Source organism: Rhodanobacter koreensis, from assembly GCF_054782855.1.
In genome coordinates, this window is sequence record NZ_BAAGRR010000001.1 from 18580 (window position 1) to 38626 (window position 20047).

At 65.6% G+C, this 20047-nt stretch carries 22 protein-coding genes; 12 read left to right on the forward strand and 10 right to left on the reverse strand.

Annotated features, from left to right (window positions below):
• Window position 1 precedes the first annotated feature (1 nt).
• Window positions 2-610 (reverse strand): lipoprotein insertase outer membrane protein LolB, encoded by a 609-nt coding sequence (gene lolB / locus ACYVKM_RS00105; protein ID WP_460874955.1) that lies wholly within the window; start codon window positions 608-610, stop codon window positions 2-4.
• Window positions 607-2346 (reverse strand): tetratricopeptide repeat protein, encoded by a 1740-nt coding sequence (locus ACYVKM_RS00110; RefSeq protein ID WP_460874956.1) that lies wholly within the window; start codon window positions 2344-2346, stop codon window positions 607-609. Before ACYVKM_RS00110 ends, lolB begins: the two co-directional genes overlap by 4 nt.
• A 114-nt stretch (window positions 2347-2460) precedes the next feature.
• Here ACYVKM_RS00110 and hemA point away from each other — a divergent pair, with 114 nt between their 5' ends.
• From hemA to ppk2, 4 genes are all read left to right on the forward strand, one after another.
• Window positions 2461-3789, forward strand: coding sequence for a glutamyl-tRNA reductase (gene hemA / locus ACYVKM_RS00115; RefSeq protein ID WP_460874957.1), 1329 nt, complete (start codon window positions 2461-2463; stop codon window positions 3787-3789).
• 94 nt (window positions 3790-3883) lie between these two features.
• A complete protein-coding gene (prfA, locus tag ACYVKM_RS00120; RefSeq protein WP_460874958.1) occupies window positions 3884-4963 on the forward strand; it encodes a peptide chain release factor 1 in 1080 nt (359 codons plus the stop codon).
• A gap of 37 nt (window positions 4964-5000) precedes the next feature.
• Entirely contained in the window at window positions 5001-7103 is a 2103-nt protein-coding gene (locus tag ACYVKM_RS00125; RefSeq protein WP_460874959.1) for an O-linked N-acetylglucosamine transferase, SPINDLY family protein, read from the forward strand.
• A 16-nt stretch (window positions 7104-7119) separates the two neighbouring features.
• The gene (gene ppk2 / locus ACYVKM_RS00130; RefSeq protein WP_460874960.1) at window positions 7120-7893 is read left to right on the forward strand and encodes a polyphosphate kinase 2; all 774 of its coding nucleotides are present in this window, start codon (window positions 7120-7122) and stop codon (window positions 7891-7893) included.
• A 3-nt stretch (window positions 7894-7896) separates the two neighbouring features.
• Here ppk2 and ACYVKM_RS00135 read toward each other — a convergent pair whose 3' ends face one another.
• Genes ACYVKM_RS00135 through ACYVKM_RS00145 form a run of 3 tightly spaced genes read right to left on the reverse strand, consistent with a single transcriptional unit; the run spans window position 7897 to window position 9912 of the window.
• The gene (locus tag ACYVKM_RS00135) at window positions 7897-8163 is read right to left on the reverse strand and encodes an acylphosphatase (protein WP_460874961.1); all 267 of its coding nucleotides are present in this window, start codon (window positions 8161-8163) and stop codon (window positions 7897-7899) included.
• A gap of 13 nt (window positions 8164-8176) precedes the next feature.
• Window positions 8177-8650 (reverse strand): TlpA family protein disulfide reductase, encoded by a 474-nt coding sequence (locus tag ACYVKM_RS00140; RefSeq protein ID WP_460874962.1) that lies wholly within the window; start codon window positions 8648-8650, stop codon window positions 8177-8179.
• Window positions 8647-9912: a YihY family inner membrane protein gene (locus ACYVKM_RS00145; RefSeq protein WP_460874963.1), complete on the reverse strand. Its 1266-nt coding sequence runs from the start codon at window positions 9910-9912 to the stop codon at window positions 8647-8649. The genes ACYVKM_RS00140 and ACYVKM_RS00145 overlap by 4 nt, the downstream gene beginning before the upstream one ends.
• 99 nt (window positions 9913-10011) lie before the next feature.
• Between ACYVKM_RS00145 and wrbA the strand changes: the two genes are divergently transcribed.
• On the forward strand, window positions 10012-10608 hold the full coding sequence (wrbA, locus tag ACYVKM_RS00150) for an NAD(P)H:quinone oxidoreductase (RefSeq protein ID WP_460874964.1): 597 nt from the start codon (window positions 10012-10014) through the stop codon (window positions 10606-10608).
• Window positions 10605-10970: a DUF2069 domain-containing protein gene (locus tag ACYVKM_RS00155; RefSeq protein WP_460874965.1), complete on the forward strand. Its 366-nt coding sequence runs from the start codon at window positions 10605-10607 to the stop codon at window positions 10968-10970. Before wrbA ends, ACYVKM_RS00155 begins: the two co-directional genes overlap by 4 nt.
• A gap of 39 nt (window positions 10971-11009) precedes the next feature.
• Here the strand turns inward: ACYVKM_RS00155 and ACYVKM_RS00160 are convergent, their stop codons facing one another.
• Window positions 11010-11795, reverse strand: coding sequence for an acyl-CoA thioesterase (locus ACYVKM_RS00160; RefSeq protein ID WP_460874966.1), 786 nt, complete (start codon window positions 11793-11795; stop codon window positions 11010-11012).
• Window positions 11796-11896: 101 nt separating this feature from the next.
• Here ACYVKM_RS00160 and ACYVKM_RS00165 point away from each other — a divergent pair, with 101 nt between their 5' ends.
• Both ACYVKM_RS00165 and ACYVKM_RS00170 read left to right on the forward strand, forming a co-directional pair.
• Window positions 11897-13537, forward strand: coding sequence for an acyl-CoA dehydrogenase family protein (locus tag ACYVKM_RS00165; RefSeq protein ID WP_460874967.1), 1641 nt, complete (start codon window positions 11897-11899; stop codon window positions 13535-13537).
• 84 nt (window positions 13538-13621) lie between these two features.
• The gene (locus ACYVKM_RS00170) at window positions 13622-14113 is read left to right on the forward strand and encodes an asparaginase domain-containing protein (protein ID WP_460874968.1); all 492 of its coding nucleotides are present in this window, start codon (window positions 13622-13624) and stop codon (window positions 14111-14113) included.
• A 61-nt stretch (window positions 14114-14174) separates the two neighbouring features.
• Here the strand turns inward: ACYVKM_RS00170 and sufT are convergent, their stop codons facing one another.
• Window positions 14175-14732 carry a putative Fe-S cluster assembly protein SufT gene (sufT, locus tag ACYVKM_RS00175; RefSeq protein ID WP_077442305.1) on the reverse strand — a complete coding sequence of 186 codons (558 nt, stop codon included), beginning with the start codon at window positions 14730-14732 and terminating at the stop codon, window positions 14175-14177.
• A 225-nt stretch (window positions 14733-14957) separates the two neighbouring features.
• On the opposite strand from sufT, the gene ACYVKM_RS00180 reads away from it, so the two are divergent.
• The gene (locus tag ACYVKM_RS00180; RefSeq protein ID WP_460874969.1) at window positions 14958-15410 is read left to right on the forward strand and encodes a hypothetical protein; all 453 of its coding nucleotides are present in this window, start codon (window positions 14958-14960) and stop codon (window positions 15408-15410) included.
• A 1-nt stretch (window position 15411) separates the two neighbouring features.
• Here ACYVKM_RS00180 and ACYVKM_RS00185 read toward each other — a convergent pair whose 3' ends face one another.
• Window positions 15412-16890: an NAD(P)(+) transhydrogenase (Re/Si-specific) subunit beta gene (locus tag ACYVKM_RS00185; protein WP_460874970.1), complete on the reverse strand. Its 1479-nt coding sequence runs from the start codon at window positions 16888-16890 to the stop codon at window positions 15412-15414.
• Complete coding sequence (locus ACYVKM_RS00190) at window positions 16890-17195, reverse strand: NAD(P) transhydrogenase subunit alpha part 2 (protein ID WP_460874971.1); 306 nt, start codon at window positions 17193-17195, stop codon at window positions 16890-16892. Before ACYVKM_RS00190 ends, ACYVKM_RS00185 begins: the two co-directional genes overlap by 1 nt.
• Window positions 17196-17333: 138 nt before the next feature.
• On the opposite strand from ACYVKM_RS00190, the gene ACYVKM_RS00195 reads away from it, so the two are divergent.
• From ACYVKM_RS00195 to ACYVKM_RS00205, 3 genes are read left to right on the forward strand one after another with little or no spacing between them, the layout of a single operon-like run.
• Window positions 17334-17921, forward strand: coding sequence for an RNA polymerase sigma factor (locus ACYVKM_RS00195; RefSeq protein WP_460874972.1), 588 nt, complete (start codon window positions 17334-17336; stop codon window positions 17919-17921).
• Entirely contained in the window at window positions 17918-18343 is a 426-nt protein-coding gene (locus ACYVKM_RS00200) for a hypothetical protein (RefSeq protein ID WP_460874973.1), read from the forward strand. Before ACYVKM_RS00195 ends, ACYVKM_RS00200 begins: the two co-directional genes overlap by 4 nt.
• 3 nt (window positions 18344-18346) lie before the next feature.
• Window positions 18347-18862, forward strand: a complete 516-nt coding sequence (locus ACYVKM_RS00205) for a DUF3106 domain-containing protein (RefSeq protein ID WP_460874974.1) — start codon at window positions 18347-18349, stop codon at window positions 18860-18862.
• A gap of 42 nt (window positions 18863-18904) precedes the next feature.
• On the opposite strand, the gene ACYVKM_RS00210 is transcribed toward ACYVKM_RS00205, so the two are convergent.
• Window positions 18905-20005 carry an NAD(P) transhydrogenase subunit alpha gene (locus ACYVKM_RS00210; protein WP_460874975.1) on the reverse strand — a complete coding sequence of 367 codons (1101 nt, stop codon included), beginning with the start codon at window positions 20003-20005 and terminating at the stop codon, window positions 18905-18907.
• Between the last annotated feature and the right edge of the window lie 42 nt (window positions 20006-20047).

Consider the following 20047-nt stretch of genomic DNA (forward strand, 5'->3'; position numbering starts at 1 on the left):
GTCAGTTGAAATGCCATGACTCGACCGACAGGCGCACCGAATACGGTGGCTTGCCGGCGAACACCACCTTCGGCAACGGTGGCTGGCGTGCCTCGTCCCACCGACGATAGTCCACCGTCCAGCCGTCCTGCTGCAGCAGCGACGGCAACCGGTTCGTACCGAAACTCAGCTCGGCCGGACCGCTGTCGGCACGCAGCCCGAGCACCCATGCACGCAGGTCGCGCAACGGCACGTTCCAGCCCATCGCCCGCTGCATCAGCTCCTCGGCATCGGAACCATGCAGCGGACCGCCATCCACCCCTTCGAGCAGGGCGCCATCCGGACCGCCGCTCAGACGGAACAGGCTCTTGCCGGTGATCGGCGCACGCACCACGAAGTCGTAATGATCGCCATCCTGGGTCCAGGTGAGACTGCCGCTGCCACCACCACGGCCGTCGGAAACACCCAACTGGCCCTCCAGGGTCCAGTGGTTGGCACCAGCCAGCTGATGCTCCCGCGCCTGTTGCTGGCCGAGCAGGGCCGCATCGCCCTTCATGCGCACGGCTTGCGGCACACAGGCGGCCAGCAGCAGCGGCAGCGCCACCGCGAGAATGCATTGAGCAAATTTCATGGATTGAGCCGTTTGAGGGTGTTCTGCAGGCTGGTGCTGTGCGGATCGAGCTTGCGCACCTCGTCGAAGATCCGCTGCGCATCCTGCCGGTGGCCCTGCTTCCACAGCACTTCACCCAGGTGCACGCCGACATCGGCGTCCTTGCCAGCCAGCCACGCGCCCCGGAGAGTTTGCACCGCCTGGTCCAAGTGGCCCAGGCGATACTGCAGCCAGCCCCAGGAGTCGGCAATCGCCGGATCGCTGGGTTTGGCACTGCGGGCAACCTGCAGAAGTTTTTCGGCCTCGGGCAGGTCACGGTCGGCATCGGCCAGGGTGAAACCGAGTGCGTTGCTGGCATCGACATCGCCCGGCTTGATCTTCAGCAGGTGCTGGAAATCCTGCACCGCCTGATCGATCTGGCCCGCCTCGGCGTAGGCCAGGCCGCGGCTGTACAGCAGTCCAGGATCGTCCGGCACGACCTGCAGCGCACGGCTGAATGCCTGCTCGGCCTGCGCATACTTCTGCTCGCGCAGGTACAGCTCGGCATCGACCTGGTAGGCCTGCCGCAGCTGTTCGGGCTGATCGAGATAATCCATCTGCAGCTGGTCCAGCAACTGATGGGCGTCAGCCACTTTGCCTTGCGTATGCAAGATCAGCGCGCTGCGCAGATCCGCGTCGAACGCATGCGGATCACTGTCTCCGACCTGGCCATACCAGCTCAGCGCCTCGGCGTCGCGATGCTGCATCTCGGCCAGCTGGCCAAGCAGGTAGACGCTCTGTTCACGCACTTCCTGCGGCGCCTGCTGCAACTGCTGATACAGCGCCGTCAGTGCCTTCTCATCGTTGTTACGCGCAGCCAGCGCCGCACGCAGGGAGTAGATGTCGGCATTCTGCGGACCTTGCTCAAGCACCTTGGCAGCACCGGCATAGTCACCGGCCTGACTGAGCATGCTGGCGTAGGTCAGGCGCAACTGGGCATTCTGCGGCGCCTTGACGAGCGCTTTCCGCAATAGCGCACGGGCGCCGTCGTGATCGCCGTCGTTGAACTTCATCTGCGCCGCCCAGGCGTAGGTCTCGACACTCTTGAAGCGCTGCATCGCCGCTTCGGCGATCTGCATGGCGTAGGCGTGTCGGCCGAACTTGTCACCCAGCTCACTCATCGCCAGCCACGCCTGGGCATCGGCGGGCAGGCGTTGCGGGGTCGCCAGTGCTTCCAGCAAACGGGCCGCCTGCGCCTGATCGCGCGCGCCTACCAGTACGCGGCCGAACTGGCGCCACGCATCCTTGTCGCCGCTGCCGATCAGCAACTCCAGCTGGCGGCGGGCCTCGTCGGCATCGCCATGATCCAGCGCCAGCTCGGCACGCGCCTCGGCCATCCCTGCCGGCTTCGCGCCCAACGCCTGCCAGCGATCGAGTGCGCGTTGGGCGGCGGCGCTGTCGTGCACCGCAATGGCCAGTCTGGCCGCACGCTCGGCCACCTGCGGATCGTTGCTGAGTTGCATCGCCTTGTCGTAATAACCGGACGCCGCCTTCAGATCGGTATGGCCGAGCGCCATCTCGCCGGCCAGCAACTGCGCCAGCACGTCGTGATCGGCATCCGGAGTCACCACCACCAACCGCGCCAGTGGCTGTGCGGAGGCCGTGCCGGCCTGCCCCTGGTGCGAGGGCGCACTGGCGCACGCAGCCAGACCCAGCGCCAACGCCGTGACTGCCGTAAAATGCCGCAGTTGCTTGAACTTGGCCGCCCTGCTCCGCACACTACTCTCCAAATCTGTTTGCCTGTTTCGGCGCTGCCGGTCATCACGCCGGACGCTTCATCAAGCTTAGCCTACGCCGCCGACTACTGCCGCCGGGATGTTCTTTCTTACGCCATGCCGCTGATCGCCCTCGGGCTCAATCACCTCACCGCGCCTGTCAGCCTGCGCGAGCAAGTGGCGTTCGATGCGGACGCCGCCGGCACGGCCCTGCACGAACTGACCAGCGAACCGGGCGTCGAGGAGGCGATGATCCTCTCCACCTGCAACCGCACCGAGCTGTATGTCGGGGTGAGCGCCGGTGCCGAGGACATCCCGCAGGCATGGCTCAGTCGTCATCATCATCTGACCCCCGGCAAGCTGGACGAGTTCCTGTACCGGCACGACGAGCAGGACGCCGTGCGCCACATGTTCCGCGTCGCCACCGGACTGGACTCGATGGTGCTGGGCGAGCCGCAGATTCTCGGCCAGGTCAAGGACGCCTACCAGCAGGCGCGCGAGGCCCAGGCGCTGAAAGCACCGCTGGACCGCCTGCTGCAGCACACCTTCGCGGTCGCCAAGCGCGTGCGCACGGATACCCGCATCGGCGCGCATACGGTCTCCGTCGCCTACACCGCGGTACGGCTGGCCGAACAGGTGTTCGCCGATATCCAGCAGGCCTGCGTCCTGTTGATCGGCGCCGGCGACACGATCGAACTGGCTGCGCGGCACCTGGCCGAAAAACAGGTACGCCGGCTGATCGTCGCCAACCGCACACCGGAAGCCGCGCAGGAACTGGCGGGCCGCTACGGCGGCTACGCGATCGCGCTGGCCGATCTGCCGCAGCACCTGGCCGAAGCCGACATCGTGATCTCATCCACCGCCGCGCGGCAGCCGATCGTGACCCGCAGCATGGTCGAACAGGCGATGGCGTCGCGCCGGCGCAAGCCGATGTTCATGGTCGACATCGCGGTGCCACGCGACATCGAGTCCAGTGTCGGCGAACTGCCCGATGTATATCTTTACGGCATCGACGACCTGCGCCAGGTGATCGACGACAACCGCCGTTCGCGCGCAGCAGCCGCCCACGAAGCCGAGGCAATCATCGACCTGCAGGTGGATCGCTACATGGCCTGGCGCCGTGCGCTCACCCTGAAGAATCCCGCGCTGGACATGCGCCAGCATGCGGAACTCTATCGCGACGAGGTGCTGGACAAGGCCCGCGCGATGATCGCCCGCGGCAAACCGGCGGACGAGGCGCTGGCCTTCCTCGCCAATACGCTGACCAACAAGCTGCTGCACCACCCCAGTGCACGCCTGCGCGAGGCCGCCCTGAGCGGCGACCTGGACCTGCTCCACGCCGCCGGTCGGCTGTACGGGCTGGATGAAGAGCCAGGGTCGAGAGACGAGCCACGCGACTGGGACAGGTCCCGAAACAGGGATAAATCCCAAGACGGGGACAGGTAGCGAGGGCGGCTGGCTGCCGCTCACTCCACGTTGTCCGCAACGATGAAGGCCACCTGGCCTCATTGCCTGTCCCCCGCCATCCAGTCCTGCCACCATGACCCCATCGATCCGACGCAAGCTCGAAGCACTGGCCGAGCGCCACGAGGAAATCGGCCTGCTGCTGTCGCAGCCCGACGTGCTCGCCGACAACGCACGCTTTCGCGAACTCTCGCAGGAGTATGCCCAGCTCGAACCGATTGCCGCCTCGTTGCGCGAACACGATCAGGCCGGGCGCGAACTGGCCGAAACACGCGTCATGCTCGACGATCCCGAACTGCGCGAGATGGCCGCCGACGACGTGCAGCGGCTGGAGCAACGCCTGCTCGACCTGGATGGTGAACTGCAGTTGCTGCTGTTGCCGAAGGATCCGCGCGACGAGGCGAATCTCTATCTCGAAGTGCGCGCAGGTACCGGTGGCGACGAAGCAGCGATCTTCGCCGGCGACCTGTTCCGCATGTACCTGCGCTACGCGGAAAATCGCCGCTGGCACGTCGAGGTACTCAGCGAGCACGCCGGCGAGCATGGTGGCTACAAGGAAATCGTGGCCCGCGTCGAGGGCAAGGGCGCGTATTCGAAGCTGAAGTTCGAGTCCGGTACCCATCGCGTGCAACGCGTGCCGGAGACCGAATCGCAAGGCCGCATCCACACGTCGGCGGCGACCGTGGCGATCCTGCCGGAGCTGGACGAGATCGACGAGATCGAGATCAACCCGGCCGACCTGAAGGTCGACACCTTTCGCGCCTCCGGTGCCGGCGGCCAGCACGTCAACAAGACCGACTCGGCGATCCGCATCACCCACCTGCCCACCGGCACCGTGGTGGAATGCCAGGAAGAGCGCAGCCAGCACAAGAACCGCGCCCGCGCGATGAGCCTGCTCAAGGCGCGCCTGCTCGACGAGGCACAGGGCAAACAGGCCGCTGCGCAGGCACAGGAACGCCGTCTGCAGGTGGGCTCCGGCGACCGCAGCCAGCGCATCCGCACCTACAATTTCCCGCAGGGCCGGATCACCGACCATCGCGTCAACCTCACCCTGTACCGCCTGCCCGATGTGCTGCAGGGCGACCTTGAAGAGCTGATCGACACGCTCACGCGCGAACATCAGGCGGACGAACTGAAGTCCCTTGCCACAACCTGAGATTGGCAGGCACGGCAACGTCGGTTAGTTTCTGCGGATGAATACCGCCTCCACTTTCGAAATCAACACCGTACTGGATCAGCTGACCGAGCTGCTGCAGCACGACGCCAATGCCGACGCCGTGACCCTTGCCATCCAGGCACGCGCGCAGTTCCCGCACGAGCACGAGCTGGCCCGCCTGCACGGTATCGCCCTGCTTCGCTCGGGGCTGCGCAGCGAAGCACGGTCCACCCTGAAACAGGCAGAGGCGTTGTCGCCCGGCAGTATCGAGGTGCAATGCAACCTGGCCAGCATCGAAGTGGAGAGCGATGAAGCCGACGCCGCGATCGAGCGCCTGCGTACTGCATTGCGCCGTGCACCGGGTCACCCTGCGATCCTGCACGGCCTCGGCATCGCCCTGATGGCCGCCGCGCGCTACGCACAGGCACGCGAGTCCTTTGCGATGGCCACGCATGGCATGCCGGAGCACCCAGGCCTGCGCCTGAACCTTGCCGCAGCGGAACTGGAGCTGGGCCATGCGGAACAAGCCGAGGCGCATATACACGAAGCCCTGCAACTGATGCCGTCATTCGATGCTGCCTACGCCTTGCTTGGTCATGTGCGATATGCACAGGGTCAGCCGCGCGAAGCCGCACAGGCATGGCTGCATGCCGAAAAAATGGCGCCGGCAAACGTGCAATATACCTATCAGGCCGGCCTCATGCTTGACGAGGCCGGCGACCTTGCCAACGCTGCCGATGCTTATGAGCGTGCCCTGGCGTTGGATGCCGACTCCGGCCCGGCCTTGAGCCAGCTGCTGTTTGCCAGGCGTCGCCTGTGCGACTGGCGCGGGATGGATGAATTAAGCGGGCGCCTGCAACACGCGGTAACGGAACAAAGGCCCGGCATCAGCCCCTTCTCCTTTCTCGCCGAGGATGGCGACGCCGCTGCACAACGACTCTGCGCCACCACGTTTGCTGCAATGATCGATAAGCAGATGGCGCCATTGCGGCGACAGCTGGCGATCACCCATGTAACGCCGTCGCCGGACAGGCCGATTCGCGTGGGCTTCGTCGCCGATGGCTTTGGCGAACATGCCACCGGGCTGCTGGTGGTGGCGCTGCTCGAAGCGATGAGTGATAGCGGACTGGAGCTGCATCTGTTCGCCACCACGCCCGATGACGGCGGCAATATCCGGCAGCGGCTTGGTGTGGCAACCACGCTGCACGATGTCTCCGCGCTCAATCATGCGCAGACCGCGTTGCGCATCCACGAAACCGGTATCGAAATCCTGTTCGACCTCAACGGCTATTGCGGCAAGGACAACTCCAGACTGTTCGCACTATGTCCGGCACCGGTACAAGTGAATTGGCTGGCTTATCCCGGCACATCCGGAGCGCCATGGATGGATTACCTGCTGGCGGATGCCGTGGTGCTGCCCGATGAGCTGCGCAGCCATGTCAGCGAGAAACTGCTGAGGCTGCCACGCTGCTATCAGCCGAACGACACCACCCGCGTTCCCGCGCCGGCGCCTTCACGTACTGATTGCGGTCTACCCGAAAACGGTACGGTGTTCGCCTGCTTCAACAACGATTACAAACTGAATCCGGCAGCATTCGCGCGCCTCATGCTGATCCTGCAGCAGGTGCCTGACAGCGTATTGTGGTTGCTGGCCGGCCCGGAGGGTGCCGGAGAGCGGCTGCGCACCGCCGCCAGCGCACTCGACATCGCGCCGCAGCGACTGATCTTCATGCCACGCCTGCCACACGTCGATTATCTGGCGCGTTATGCCCACGTCGACCTGTTCCTCGACACGCTACCGTACAACGCCCACACCACGGCGTCCGATGCGTTGTGGGCCGGCTGTCCGCTGCTCACCTGCAGCGGCCGCACCTTCCCCGGCCGCGTCGCTGCCAGTCTGCTGCATCATGTCGGCCTGCCGGAACTGGTGACCCATGATGAAGACGCCTTCGTTGCAATGGCCACGCAGCTGGGCAACAACCATGAGGCACTCGTCACCTTGCGTCAGCATCTGGCCCGGCAACATGCGCACAGCCCGCTATTCGACATGCAGGGTTTCGCTGCGGACTTTCAGCGCGCCGTACAGGCCATGAGCGCCCGTTACCGTATCGGTCGCCCACCGGCCGATATCGATTTCTGAAACCGGGAGTACCGCCATGCCCAAGCAGGACAAGCACTACCGCAAGGCGATGGAAGAACTGCAACTGGAGCTGGTACGCCTGCAGCACTTCCTGAAAAGCAGTGGCAAGCGACTGCTGGTGATTTTTGAAGGGCGCGACGCCGCCGGCAAGGGCGGCACCATCAAGCACATCACCGAAATGCTGGATACACGCAGCTACCGTATCGTCGCGCTCGGAAAACCCAGCGAGGTCGAAACCACGCAGTGGTACTTCCAGCGCTATGTGGCGCACCTGCCGTCAGCTGGCGAGTTCGTGCTGTTCGACCGCAGCTGGTACAACCGCGCCGTGGTGGAACCGGCGATGGGCTTCTGCAGTACGGCGCAGTACGAAGCGTTTCTCGACGCCGTGCCGCCGTTCGAGAAACTGCTCACCGACGACGGCATCATCCTGCTCAAGTACTGGCTCGCGGTGGATCAGGCCGAGCAGGAGGAGCGTTTCAGCGAGCGCGCCGACAACCCGCTCAAGCGCTGGAAGCTGTCGCCGGTCGATCTGGAGGCACGCCAGAAATATGTCGAGATCGGCAAGCTGCGCGACACGATGATCAGACGCACGCACAGCAAGAAAGCACCGTGGTTCGTGGTCGACTTCAACGACCAGAAGCGTGGGCGGATCAACCTGATCCGGCACCTGCTGCAACAACTGCCGCTGCAGGATCAGCCGATCGCCAAGGTGAAATTGCCCAGGCTCAAGGGCGAGCCGAAGCTCGAGCATGTCACCGGCAAGGCGTTGTGGGTGCCGGATACGTTGTAGCGCTCAACCGGCATGGAATCCACGCAGGTTCTGCTCGGGCAGATCCTCACGGCTTACCGTATCCACCCGGGCTGCCGGTGGCCCTCGCCGCAACCAGTGCTCCAGGGCATCCAGCGCGTCCGTCGAGCCGCTGGCCAGCACTTCGACCCGACCGTCCGGCAGATTCCTCGCATGGCCTGCCAGAGCCAGTGCCAGCGCCTGTTCGCGGGTGCTGGCACGATAGAACACGCCCTGCACCCGGCCGCTGACGATGAACCGTACCGTTGGCATCACCGCATGCTCATCACGGCTGGCCGATGGCCGCACTCAGCGAAGCCGTAGTGACCGGGCCGACGAACGGTTTGGCCACCGTCCCGTCCGGGCGGATCAGGTACGTGGTGGGCAGGCCGCGCGGCTCGTCGAAATCCTTCGGCGGCTTGTCCAGCGTGACCTGTGCGATCGGATACACCACCGGATGCTTGGCGACGAAGGCCTTGATGTCAGCCAGTTCGCTGTCGTCGTACGCCAGTCCGATCGCGGTGACATTCTTGTGGGTGGCGACGAAGTGCGAGATATCCGGCATCTCCTTGATGCACGGCACACACCAGGTCGCCCAGAAATTGATGATCACCCAATGCCCGCGCTGCGCGGCAAGGTCGAAGGTCTTGCCGTCAAGCGTGGTGACCTTGAGCGAAGGATGCGCCGGCATCGCGGCATGCGCAGGCGCGGCAAGAGCCAGCACGAAGGCCAGCACAGCGAACGGTTTGAACAGAGTCATGCAGTTTCCTCGGATTCGTCGGTTGTCGGCGCCGGAAACGCCAGATGGAGCCGCATGCCCAACTGGGCGCGCAGTGTACCGGCTGCCTGGGCAAGCAGGTCGATCAGTTCGGCAGGAAGATCGAGGCCCAGCTGCACCGCTTCCTCGGCAGGCTGCAGCGGTAGACGGTAACCGGCATGGGCGTAGACACGCAGCAGATCGGTACTGTCGAGACTGCGGCAGAGCAGCCAGCCACAACCCTCGCCGCGGCGGATCAGTTCGGCACGCTGCAAGTCGTCGAAGTAGGCGGCAATCAGGCTGCTGCGCAGATACGGGTCGTGTACACGCACATTGGCCGGATCGACGCTGGTACCGGCGCGCTGGGCTTCGACGAAATGCCGCAGCACCACCATCAGGCCGAGGAACTCCGAACCTTCCGGCAAGGTCCGGTTCGGCGCCTGGTATTCGAAGGATGAGATCGACGCGGCAATGGACGCACAAAGGATCACGATAATCCACGACAGGTAGATCCACAGCAGGAAAATCGGCAGCGCCGCCAGTGCACCATAGATCTGCTTGTAGGTATGCGCGCTGTGCACGAACCAGCGAAACCCCCAACGCGCGATCTCGAACAACACCGCGCCGAGCAGCGCCCCGATCGTGGCGTCCCGTCGTGATACGTGCCGGTTCGGCACCACCGCGTACAGCAGCCACAACGTGATGAAAGTAGCCACGAAGGGCAGCACCCGCAGCAGGCGTCCCCCCAGCCCGAGTTGCACGGCAGTGCCCTGCAGCATCGGCAAGGCGGTGATGTAGGAACTCACCGCCAGGCCACCCACCACCAGGATCGGCCCCAGGGTCAGCGCCGCCCAGTACAGCAGCAAGCGCGAGACCCAGCCACGCGGCCGTTGCACACGCCAGATACGGTTCAGGCGGTCCTCGATGCTGACCATCATCGCGATGGCGCTGAACAGCATCACCAGAATGCTGATGCCGGTCAGCCCACTGGCGTTCTTGGCAAAATCCTGCAATGCCGCCTGTACATGATGGCCGGCCGCCGGCACGAAGTTGTGGAACACGAAATCGAGCAAGGTATCGCGGGCGCTTGCGAACACCGGAAACACCGAGAACATCGCCAGCGCCGCCACCATCAGCGGCACCAGCGAGACCAAGGTGGTGTACGACAGCGCACCGGCCGTCTCGAAACACTTGTCGTCGACGAAGCGCTGCCAGAGAAAACGGCTGAAGCTCGATGTGCGGTCGCGGTCGTAACGCAAGGCCATGAATATCCCTCGTGGATCGCCGTCGCACCGATGGCGTGACGGCAACATCGGCGGCATCACTCGTTACACTAGCGCATCGCCACTGAATGCCCCAAATGCATGGACATCCTCGTTCTGTACTACAGCCGCAGTGGTCATACTGCCCAGCTGGCGCGCCTGATCGCCCGCGGCATCGAGGAAGTGCCCGGCATGCGCGCACGCCTGCGCCAGGTGCCGCCGGTAGCGCCGGTGACCGAAGTGGCACAACCGCCCGAGCCCGAGGACGGCGCACCCTACGTGCAGAAGCAGGACCTGCTCGACTGCGTGGGCCTCGCCATGGGCAGCCCCACCCGTTTCGGCAACATGGCCGCACCGCTGAAACACTTCCTCGATTCGACCGGCGCCGAATGGGCCAGTGGCGCACTGGTCGGCAAGCCGGCGGCGCTGTTCACCTCGACCAGCACCATGCACGGCGGCCAGGAATCCACCCTGCTGACGATGGCGCTGCCACTGTTGCATCACGGCATGCTGCTGCTCGGCGTGCCGTATACCGAGCCGGCACTGACCACCACGCAGAGCGGCGGCACGCCGTACGGCGCGAGCCATGTCGCCGGTGCCAAGGGCAACAACCCGATCAGCGAACACGAACGCGAACTGGCCCGTGCACTGGGTCGTCGACTCGCCGATACCGCACGCAAGCTGACGGCCGGCTCATGAGTAAACGCCTCCCGCTGCCGACGGAGCAACGGCTCGGCTTGCTCGCCTGGACCGCACTGGTCGTGCTGCAGTTGGTCTGGCATGCGTGGCTGTTCCCACCGCAGCTCATGCCGGTATGGCTGGTGTTGGCGATCACGGTCATTCCGCTGCTGCTGCCGCTGCTGGCGATCCGCGATCCACGCCGTGCCTTGCTGTGGGTCGGCATCCTCAGCCTGTTCTATTTCTGCCACGGCATCGCCGAAGGCTGGAGCTCGTCCAGCGAACGCTGGCTGGCTTTCACTGAAATCGTGCTCACCCTGCTGCTGATCGGGACACTGGGTGCTGGCGTCAAGCGCAAACAGCACGATGGAAATCCGATCTGACGCTTGAATCAGGGGCGCCGGTACACGAGACAACCATCCTCACCCAAACACCACCATGCTCTGCCGGCTCAAGGCCACCGGCTCGCCGCGCGGTCCCCACAGCATCACGCTCTGGTTGGTGTAGCCGTCGCGGGCGGCGATGAGTTCGGCGTCGACGCGCCAGTTGTCCATGCCCAGGTCGTCGTAGCGGTCGCGCAGCAGTTCGATCATCCAGGTGAGCGAGCTGCCGGGCGTCGGCACGTCGAACATCGACAGTGCGATCGGCGGGATGAAATCGGCGAAGGCGAGTACGTGGGTTTCGTCGACCCGGCCTTCGTCGCGCAATGAAAGCAGCACCACGTTTTCGCGCTGACGGCCGCCGTCGAATGGCAGATCGCCGCGCAGCCAGCGTGCGCCGAAGTGCTGGGTGAAAGCCGGCATGCGGCCTTCGACGTAGCGCAGCTCCTGCGCTGTCGCATTCGCCACGGGCAGCTGCCCGGGCTGGAAATCGAGTACCGACGGCCGCGCGCTGCCGAACACGCCGATCAGCCGGCAAAGCGTCTGCTCGCCGTCACACAGGCTGGCTTCGACCTGGGTCACGTTGCGGCCTTCGCGCAGGCGCTGCGCGCGAATGGCCACCACACCGGCCGGTACCGGCGCCACGAAGGTGGTCTGCAGGCTGCGCAAGGGCATGTCCGCGGGCACCAGTTCGCGCATGGCACGCACGGCCAGTGCCGCCTGCAGGCCGCCGAAGGCGCTGCGCCCCTGCAGCCAGTCCTCGCTCACTGTCGCCTGCCAGTGGTCGTCGCGGCGTGTCACCGTCTGCATTGCCTTGGAGAACTGCATAGGTTGCGCCTGCCTTGTGTGACGGGCCCCTGATGATGCCAGCACAACGCTCCATCTGTGCATGTCTATACTCGGCCCATCGACTCTGGACGGAGCGCGCCATGGCCTTCCTGCAGGATCCACCACGACTTCCACATCCGTATCGCAACGACCGCTCGCTGCTGGCCCTGCTCGACCGCGCCCTGCCAGCCGACCGGCGTGCGCTGCTGGATGCCGACCTGGATGCACTGGGCGACCATGCGCAACAGGCATGGCAACGCGCCTGCACGACGGCACGCCGCAAACCCGTACTGACGCAGTGGGATGCATGGGGGCGGCGCGTCGATCGCATCGAGCTGACGACGGCCTGGCAGGAAGGTCCGCAACTCATCGCACGTCATGCCGTGCTCGCCGCCGGCCATGCCGACAGCGAACATGCGCGGCTGGAGGAGTTCGCCCGCGTCTACCTGTATCACGTCGCCAGCGAGTTCTATACCTGCCCGCTGGCGATGACCGATGGCGCCGCCACTGCGTTGAAAGCCTCCGGCAACCATGCATTGATCGAACGCGCCTTGCCGCATTTCCTCAGCCGCGACCCTGCATCACTCTGGCTCAGCGGCCAGTGGATGACCGAGAACGCCGGTGGTTCCGACGTGGGCCATACCGAAACGATCGCCCGACAGGATGCCGATGGCCGGTGGCGGCTATACGGCCGCAAGTGGTTCAGCTCCGCCGTGGTTGGCGAGGCCGCGCTGGCGCTGGCACGGCCGGAAGGCGCAGGAACGGGTACCGCGGCGCTCGCGCTGTTCTATGTCGAGACGATGGATGGCGAACGGCGCAAGCCCGAACTCGTCATCGATCGCCTGAAGGACAAGCTCGGCACGCACGAACTGCCTACTGCGGAAATCCATCTCGACGGCCTGCCCGCCTGGCCGTTGGGCGAACTCGCCCACGGCGTGCGCCAGGTGGCGCCGATGCTCAACGTCACGCGCACCTGGAATGCGATCTGCGCGATCGCCAGCATGTCGCGCGCGATCAGTCTGGCGCGCGATTACGCCACGCGCCGGCAGGCGTTCGGCCGTCCCTTGATCGAGCAGCCGCTGCATGCGCAGACGCTGGCCGACATGCAGGCCGAGTTCGAGGGTGCGTTCGCGCTGGCGTTCGAAGTCGCACATCTGCTCGGCCGGGTCGAGCACGGCGCGGCGGCACCACACGAGGCAGCTGTGCTGCGCCTGCTCACGCCGCTGGCCAAGCTGTGGACCGGCAAGCTGGCGGTGCAACTGTGTTCGGAGGCACTGGAGTGCTTTGGTGGCGCCGGCTACATCGAGGACACCGGCCTGCCGCAACTGCTGCGCGATGCGCAGGTGTATGCGATCTGGGAGGGCACGACCAACGTGCTGTCGCTGGACAGCCTGCGCGCGCTGGCCGGCGACAACCTTGTCGCCTTGCGCACGGCGACCGACGGCTGGCTGGATGGCAACGACGACATGCACGCCGCCAGCGCGATCCGGCTGACCCTGGGCGCGGCCTCACGCTGGCTCGAGCAGCACGCAGCCGCCCGCGATACCCTGGAAGCCGGTGCTCGCGGCCTCGCCTTCACGCTGGCGCGTTGCGCCGCTGCGGCATTGCTGGCACGTCAGGCCAGCTGGTCGAACCGGGGCAGCGATCCACGCCCGGCCGCAGCGCTGCACCGCTTCGTCGGCCATGGCCTCGACCGGCTGGTGGCACCGGATGCGGACAACACCGCATTGCTGCTGGGCTGAAGCCGCTCCCGCAGAGAGTCGACGCAACCGGCGAACACCCACACGGGCTAAAATGCCGCGTCTTCACTTCCCTGGCTCACCGACATGCAGCACCTGACCATCGTCACCACCGGCGGCACCATCGACAAGATCTACTTCGACGACAAGTCGGACTACAAGATCGGCGCGCCGCAGATCGGCGAGATCCTCGGCCAGCTCGGCGTGGCGTTCCAGTTCGACGTCATCCCGATCCTGCGCAAGGACAGCCTGCACATGGGCGCCGAGGACCGTGCGCTGGTGCGTTCCACGATCGAGGCACAGCCGCATCGCCACGTGCTGGTCACCCACGGCACCGACACCATGGTCGAGACCGCGCGCGAGCTGTCGAACATCAAGGGCAAGGTGATCGTGCTGACCGGCGCGCTGAACCCGGCACGTTTCCAGGGCTCCGACGCGGTGTTCAACATCGGCTGTGCGGTGGCCGCGGTGCAGACCCTGCCTGATGGTGTCTACATCGCGATGAACGGCCGAGTGTGGGATCCGGCGAAAGTGCGCAAGAACCGTGATGCCAACCGCTTCGAGGAAGCGACCGGCTGAGAACTCTCGCGAGATTGTTCCTTCACCCTGGCCCTCTCTCCGGCGGGGAGAGGGAGAAAACTCACAACATGCCGGTTTCCAGCTTGGCCGCGTCGGACATCATCGAGTGGCTCCACGGCGGATCGAACACCAGGTCCACGTCCGCCTCGGTGACCGTGGGGATCATCTCCAGCTTGGTGCGGGCATCGTCCACCAGGATGTCGCCCATGCCGCAGCCGGGCGCGGTCAGCGTCAGTTTCACGTAGACCTTGCGCTCGCCGGTGGCGGTCTGCTCCAGGCTGAGGTCGTAGACCAGCCCCAGCTCGACCACGTTGACCGGGATCTCCGGATCGAACACGGTGCGCAACTGGTCCCACGCCAGTTTTTCCACATCCGCGTCGGTGGCGTCGGCGGCCACCTCGATCGGCGCCGGCGGCTCCTTGCCCAAGGCATCGGCATCCTTGCCAGCGATGCGGAACAGATTGCCCTCCACATACACGGTGAAGCTGCCGCCCAGCGCCTGGGTTATGTAGCCGATCTGGCCCGCCGGCAGGCTCACCACGTCGCCCTGCGGCACCATCACCGCGGCGCAGTCGCGCAGCAGGGTGAAGGGTTCGCTGCTCAGACTGAAACCACTCATGCCACTTGCCAATCCCGTATCTGCGGGCACGACCGTGTGTCGAACCCAAGTTGTCTATTATGCCGCCCGCTGACCGGGCTCGCTTGTTCCAGATCAGGCCGGAACCCTCGAACTCAAGGGTTCGCAGCGTCGGCACCCGGCTGCTGCGGGCCGATGGCACGCTATGATGGCCGCTTTGCCCATGGACAAACGCATGTTTCCAGCTGTCCCGTCGTACGGTCGCCGATGAGCGCGCGCACCGTGTTGCTGTTCGTGTTCGCCCTGTTCAGTACCGTCATGCTGGGGCTCGCTGCCGGTGCATGCTGGATGGTCGTGACGCTGTACCTGGGTCACCCGCTGCCGTGGCTGGCGCTGTTGTTCGGCGCCCTGCTGGCCTGGGCGATACGCCATGGCGTGCGTCCACCGGGCCCCGGCGCCGCCATGCTGGCGGCGCTGGCCACCGCGCTGGCGGCGGTCTACGTCAGCATGCTGATCGCCGCCGTGCAGATCGCCGGCAACATGGGCATGGGTCTGATCGATGCGTTGCGCACGGCCGGTTTCCGCATGCTGTGGCAACTGGCACGGCTGGCATTGTCGCCAGCGGATATCGGCTGGGCCACGTTGGCCGTGCTGCTGGCCGCATGGCTGGGCTGGCGTTCGCCGCGAAAGCGCGCGCCGACCTTCGCTGCCGGCAAATGACTCAGGTATCCAGCGTCTTCAGCTCGGTCACCAGCTGCCCGGCCGCGGCCTGCCCGTCGCCGTAAAGCATGCGGGTGTTGTCCGCATAGAACAGCGCGTTCTCGATGCCGGCGAAACCGGTGCCCTTGCCGCGCTTGACCACGATCACATGCCTGGCCGCGCTCACGTCGAGGATCGGCATGCCGTAGATCGGCGAGGCCGGATCGGTCTTTGCCAGCGGATTGACCACGTCGTTCGCACCGATCACCAGCGCCACATCGGTGGTCGGGAACTCGGGATTGATGTCGTCCATGTCGGCAATCAGGTCGTACGGCACGCCAGCCTCGGCCAGCAGCACGTTCATGTGCCCAGGCATGCGGCCGGCCACCGGATGGATCGCGAACTTCACCTTCACCCCGCGCTTGATGAGCAACTGGGCGAATTCCCACACCTTGTGCTGCGCCTGTGCCACCGCCATGCCGTAGCCGGGCACGATCACCACACGCTCGGCGTAGGCCATCATCACCGCCGCGTCGCTGGCCTCGATCGGTTTCTGTGCGCCCTCGATCGCCTGCGCTTCGCCACCACCGGCACCGAAGCTGCCGAACAGCACGTTGCCGATCGAACGGTTCATCGCCTTGGCCATCAGCTGGGTCAGCAAGGTACCCGCCGCACCGACCACGGTGCCGGCGATGATCATCGCCTCGTTGCCCAGCACGAAACCCTCGAACGCCACCGCCAGGCCGGTGAAGGCGTTGTACAGCGAGATCACCACCGGCATGTCGGCGCCGCCGATCGGCAAGGTCATCATCAGCCCGAACAGCAGTGCCAGGGCGAAGAACGCCACGATCAGCGGCAGGCTGGCATGGCCGCTGGCCAATGCGATGCCCGCCACCACCGCCGCTGCCAGCAACAGCATGTTGACCACGCGCTGCCCAGGAAACACGAAGCGCTTGTCCAGCCAGCCCTGCAACTTGGCGAATGCGATCAGCGAGCCGGAAAAACTCACCGCGCCGATCAGCGCACCCAGCACGCCCAGCGCCAGTTCGACCGGGGACAGCAGGTTGACCGCGGGAAGCGTCGATACCGCGTTGATCGCCCAACTTTCCGGCCGCAGCGGTGAGGTGTCCGGGACACCGACCGGGTGCAGCAGCGTGAAGTTGCGCACGTAGCCGATCAGCTCCACGGCACCGATCGCCGCCGCGGCGCCACCGCCCATGCCGTTGTACAGCGCCACCATCTGCGGCATCGCCGTCATCGCCACGCGCCGGCCGCTCCACCAGGCTGCGCTGACGCCGATCAGCACCGCGGCGACAATCAGTGGAAGGTGGTGCATGTCCGGCAGGAAGAACGTGGCCAGCACCGCCAACAGCATGCCGTAGCCCGCCCACACGATGCCGCCGCGTGCGGTGCGCGGCGAACTCATGCGTTTCAGGCCCAGGATGAACAGCAGCGCAGCGAGGAAATAACAGGCCTTGATAAGGTCCGGCAGCCAGCTCATCACTTGCTCCCCTTGCCGGTATCCGGCTTGCTGGACCTGAACATCTCCAGCATCCGCTCGGTCACCACGTAACCGCCCGCGGCGTTGCCGGCACCCAGCAGGACGCCGATGAAGCCGATCGCGATCTCGAACGGGGTCTCGGCGTGGCCTAGCGCAATCATCGCTCCAACCAGCACAATGCCGTGCACGAAGTTGGAGCCGGACATCAGCGGCGTGTGCAGGATCACCGGCACCCGCGCGATGATTTCATAGCCGGTAAATGCGGCCAGCATGAAGATATACAGCGCCAGGAAACCGTCGATCATGACCCCACCCCGCCAAGACTCAGTTGTGTCTGCATCATACGGGTGCCGGTCAACCCGTGCGAGCCTGCCGCGTTGAACACGGGAGTCGAACCGCTGGAGCCTGAGGATGCGCCACCTGACGATGCGGAGGCCGCGGACATGAGCAGCATGGCCGGCACCCTCGGCACGGAGCTGCTGGACGAGGCCACGCGTGAAACGCCCGCCACACTGGACGCGTTCCTGGCCCAGGTGGAGCGCCGTGCGTTCCGCATGGCCGAGCTGCAGCTGCGCCAGCGCGAGGACGCGATGGATGCCGTGCAGGACGCCATGCTGCGGCTGGTCCGGCATTACCGCGACAAGCCCGCTGCGGAGTGGCCGCCACTGTTCTGGGGCATCCTGCGCAGGCGCATCGTCGACCTGCAGCGCCGCCGCAAGGTGCGCTCGATCGTGGTGGGCTGGCTCGGCGGTGGGCGCGACGACGACGGCGACGAACTGCCCGTCTGGGAACCTGCCGACCAGGGCCCCGGCCCGCTCGACCGGCTACATGACGAGCAGTCATATGCCGACATGGCAACTGCGGTGAGGCAGCTGCCGCAACGCCAGCGCGAGGCCTTCATGCTGCGCATGCTGGAAGGGCTGGACGTGGCGGAGACCGCGCAGGCCATGGGCTGCTCCGAAGGCAGCGTGAAAACACATCTGTCGCGCGCGATGCATCATCTGCGCGATCAACTGGAGGACTGGCGATGACCTCGTCCGATAAAAACCGGCCGGACAACCGGCAGCACAAACCGCTCGAACAACGTGCGCGTGAGCTTTATCACGAGGCCGCCCAGCGCGTCGATCCGGTCACCGCCGGGCACCTGCGCGCGGCACGACGGGAAGCACTGGCCGCCGCGCAGACGCCGCAGCGCCACACCGCCCGCTGGCTGATTCCGACCGGCGCGTTCGCGGCCATCGTTCTGGCCGCCTTGATGGTGTGGCAGCCCCTGCCTCATCGTGGTGCGGCACCATCGAACCAGGCCAGCAACGCGCCCGAGCAAGCCGCCGAAATGGACAATGAACTACCACCCGATGCCGACAAGACCGACCCGAACCTTTACCAGAACCTGGATTTCTATGGCTGGCTGGCTGCCAACAACAGCCAGAACAGCCAGCCGGCAAATCGCTGAGTCATGACCAAGTCCCGCCCCTCGACCCTGCCATTACTGTTCGCCGCGATGCTGTTCGGCAGCATCGCCTGTGCGCCTGTGAATGCGCAGAATGCGCTGCCACCGCACCCGTGGAACAGCCTGAGCCCGGCACAGCGCGATGTTCTGTCGCCATTGCAGGAAAAGTGGGACACCATGCCGCCGCGCAAACAGGCAACCATGCTGAAACGCGCCGAGCAATGGACCATCCTGCCACCGCGACAGCGGGAAGAGGTCCGCGAGCGCATCGCCCGCTGGCAGTCGATGACACCGCAGGAACGCCGACAGGCACGCGAGAACAGGCGCCAATTTCAGCAGCTGCCACCGGAGCAGCGGGCGAAACTGCACGCTGCGTTCGAGCGCTTTCAACAGCTGCCACCGCAACAGCGTGAGCAGCTGATCAAGCAGTGGCACGCCATACCTCCGGCGAAGCGGCTGCAGTGGATGAATCAGTCGGGCCACGGCGGAAGGCAGCTGCCGCAGAGGCCTGACAGGCCATGACGACAATCACCCCGCCTTGCACGGGGTGATTGTTTCAGCCGTTCAACCGGCCAGGCGGGTTTCGCCCGCATGGCTGATGCAGCTCTTGGCGACCAGCTCGTCGCCGAAGTCCGGTTGCAACACCCCATCGCGGATCAGCAGCTCGACGAAGTTGTAGACATTGCGCGCGTACATTTCCGACGCATGCAGCGGTGCACCGGCCGGCAGGTTGAGCGGGCCGAGTATCACTACACCGCCATGCTCGACCCGTTCGCCCGGCCGGGTCAGTTCGCAATTGCCACCGCCCTCGGCGGCCAGGTCGACGATCAGCGCCCCCGGCTTCATGCCTTCCACCATGGCCGCACTCAGGATCTTCGGCGCCGGCCGTCCCGGCACCGCCGCGGTGGTGACGATCACGTCGACCGACTTCAGATGCTCGGCCAGCGCCTGCTGCTGCACCGCGCGCTCCTCCGCCGACAGCTCGCGAGCATAACCGCCGCTGCCGGCCGCGCTCACCCCAAGATCGAGGAACTTGGCACCCAACGACTCCACCTGCTCGCGGGTTTCCGGGCGCACATCGTAGCCTTCGGTTTGCGCACCGAGCCGGCGCGCGGTGGCGATCGCCTGCAACCCGGCCACGCCGGCGCCGATCACCAGCACCTTGGACGGCCGGATCGTACCGGCCGCGGTGGTCAGCATGGGAAAGAATTTCGGCGACGCCTCGGCCGCGATCAGCATGGCACGGTAGCCGGCCACTGCCGCCTGCGAGCTCAACACATCCATCGCCTGTGCACGGGTGGTACGCGGCAGCAACTCCAGCGAAAACGCCGTCAGCTTGCGTGCGGTCAGTGCAGCGACCCGCTCGGCCGCGCCATGGGGGCGCAACTGGCCGACCACCACGCTGCCTTCGCGCAAGGAAGCAAACGCCGCATCATCGGGTGGCAACACGCAAGCGAGCAGGTCAGCCTGCGCCAGCACGCCGGCAGCATCGGCAAATTCGACCTCGGCATAACTGCTGTCGGGAAATCCGGCGGCACCACCCGCGTCGTGCTCCAGCAGGACGCGCAGCCCCTTGCCGTGAAATTTTTTCGCCATCTCCGGCGTGATCGCCACGCGCCGCTCTCCGGCAGCGGTCTCACGCAAAGCAGCTACGGTGATCGGCATGGTGCAATCCCCTCGACAATGGTCCGGACATCTTAGCGGCAC

Bases quoted from the DNA above. Each gene is read 5' to 3' on its own strand.
- wrbA (WP_460874964.1), top strand. From the start codon at position 10,012: ATGGACATCCTCGTTCTGTACTACAGCCGCAGTGGTCATACTGCCCAG.
- ACYVKM_RS00125 (WP_460874959.1), top strand. From the start codon at position 5,001: ATGAATACCGCCTCCACTTTCGAAATCAACACCGTACTGGATCAGCTG.
- hemA (WP_460874957.1), top strand. From the start codon at position 2,461: ATGCCGCTGATCGCCCTCGGGCTCAATCACCTCACCGCGCCTGTCAGC.
- ACYVKM_RS00190 (WP_460874971.1), bottom strand. From the start codon at position 17,195: ATGATCGACGGTTTCCTGGCGCTGTATATCTTCATGCTGGCCGCATTT.
- ACYVKM_RS00200 (WP_460874973.1), top strand. From the start codon at position 17,918: ATGACCTCGTCCGATAAAAACCGGCCGGACAACCGGCAGCACAAACCG.
- ACYVKM_RS00165 (WP_460874967.1), top strand. From the start codon at position 11,897: ATGGCCTTCCTGCAGGATCCACCACGACTTCCACATCCGTATCGCAAC.
- lolB (WP_460874955.1), bottom strand. From the start codon at position 610: ATGAAATTTGCTCAATGCATTCTCGCGGTGGCGCTGCCGCTGCTGCTG.
- sufT (WP_077442305.1), bottom strand. From the start codon at position 14,732: ATGAGTGGTTTCAGTCTGAGCAGCGAACCCTTCACCCTGCTGCGCGAC.
- ACYVKM_RS00140 (WP_460874962.1), bottom strand. From the start codon at position 8,650: ATGACTCTGTTCAAACCGTTCGCTGTGCTGGCCTTCGTGCTGGCTCTT.
- prfA (WP_460874958.1), top strand. From the start codon at position 3,884: ATGACCCCATCGATCCGACGCAAGCTCGAAGCACTGGCCGAGCGCCAC.
- ACYVKM_RS00155 (WP_460874965.1), top strand. From the start codon at position 10,605: ATGAGTAAACGCCTCCCGCTGCCGACGGAGCAACGGCTCGGCTTGCTC.
- ACYVKM_RS00210 (WP_460874975.1), bottom strand. From the start codon at position 20,005: ATGCCGATCACCGTAGCTGCTTTGCGTGAGACCGCTGCCGGAGAGCGG.
- ACYVKM_RS00170 (WP_460874968.1), top strand. From the start codon at position 13,622: ATGCAGCACCTGACCATCGTCACCACCGGCGGCACCATCGACAAGATC.
- ppk2 (WP_460874960.1), top strand. From the start codon at position 7,120: ATGCCCAAGCAGGACAAGCACTACCGCAAGGCGATGGAAGAACTGCAA.
- ACYVKM_RS00185 (WP_460874970.1), bottom strand. From the start codon at position 16,890: ATGAGCTGGCTGCCGGACCTTATCAAGGCCTGTTATTTCCTCGCTGCG.
- ACYVKM_RS00160 (WP_460874966.1), bottom strand. From the start codon at position 11,795: ATGCAGTTCTCCAAGGCAATGCAGACGGTGACACGCCGCGACGACCAC.
- ACYVKM_RS00205 (WP_460874974.1), top strand. From the start codon at position 18,347: ATGACCAAGTCCCGCCCCTCGACCCTGCCATTACTGTTCGCCGCGATG.
- ACYVKM_RS00180 (WP_460874969.1), top strand. From the start codon at position 14,958: ATGAGCGCGCGCACCGTGTTGCTGTTCGTGTTCGCCCTGTTCAGTACC.
- ACYVKM_RS00145 (WP_460874963.1), bottom strand. From the start codon at position 9,912: ATGGCCTTGCGTTACGACCGCGACCGCACATCGAGCTTCAGCCGTTTT.
- ACYVKM_RS00135 (WP_460874961.1), bottom strand. From the start codon at position 8,163: ATGCCAACGGTACGGTTCATCGTCAGCGGCCGGGTGCAGGGCGTGTTC.
- ACYVKM_RS00195 (WP_460874972.1), top strand. From the start codon at position 17,334: ATGAGCAGCATGGCCGGCACCCTCGGCACGGAGCTGCTGGACGAGGCC.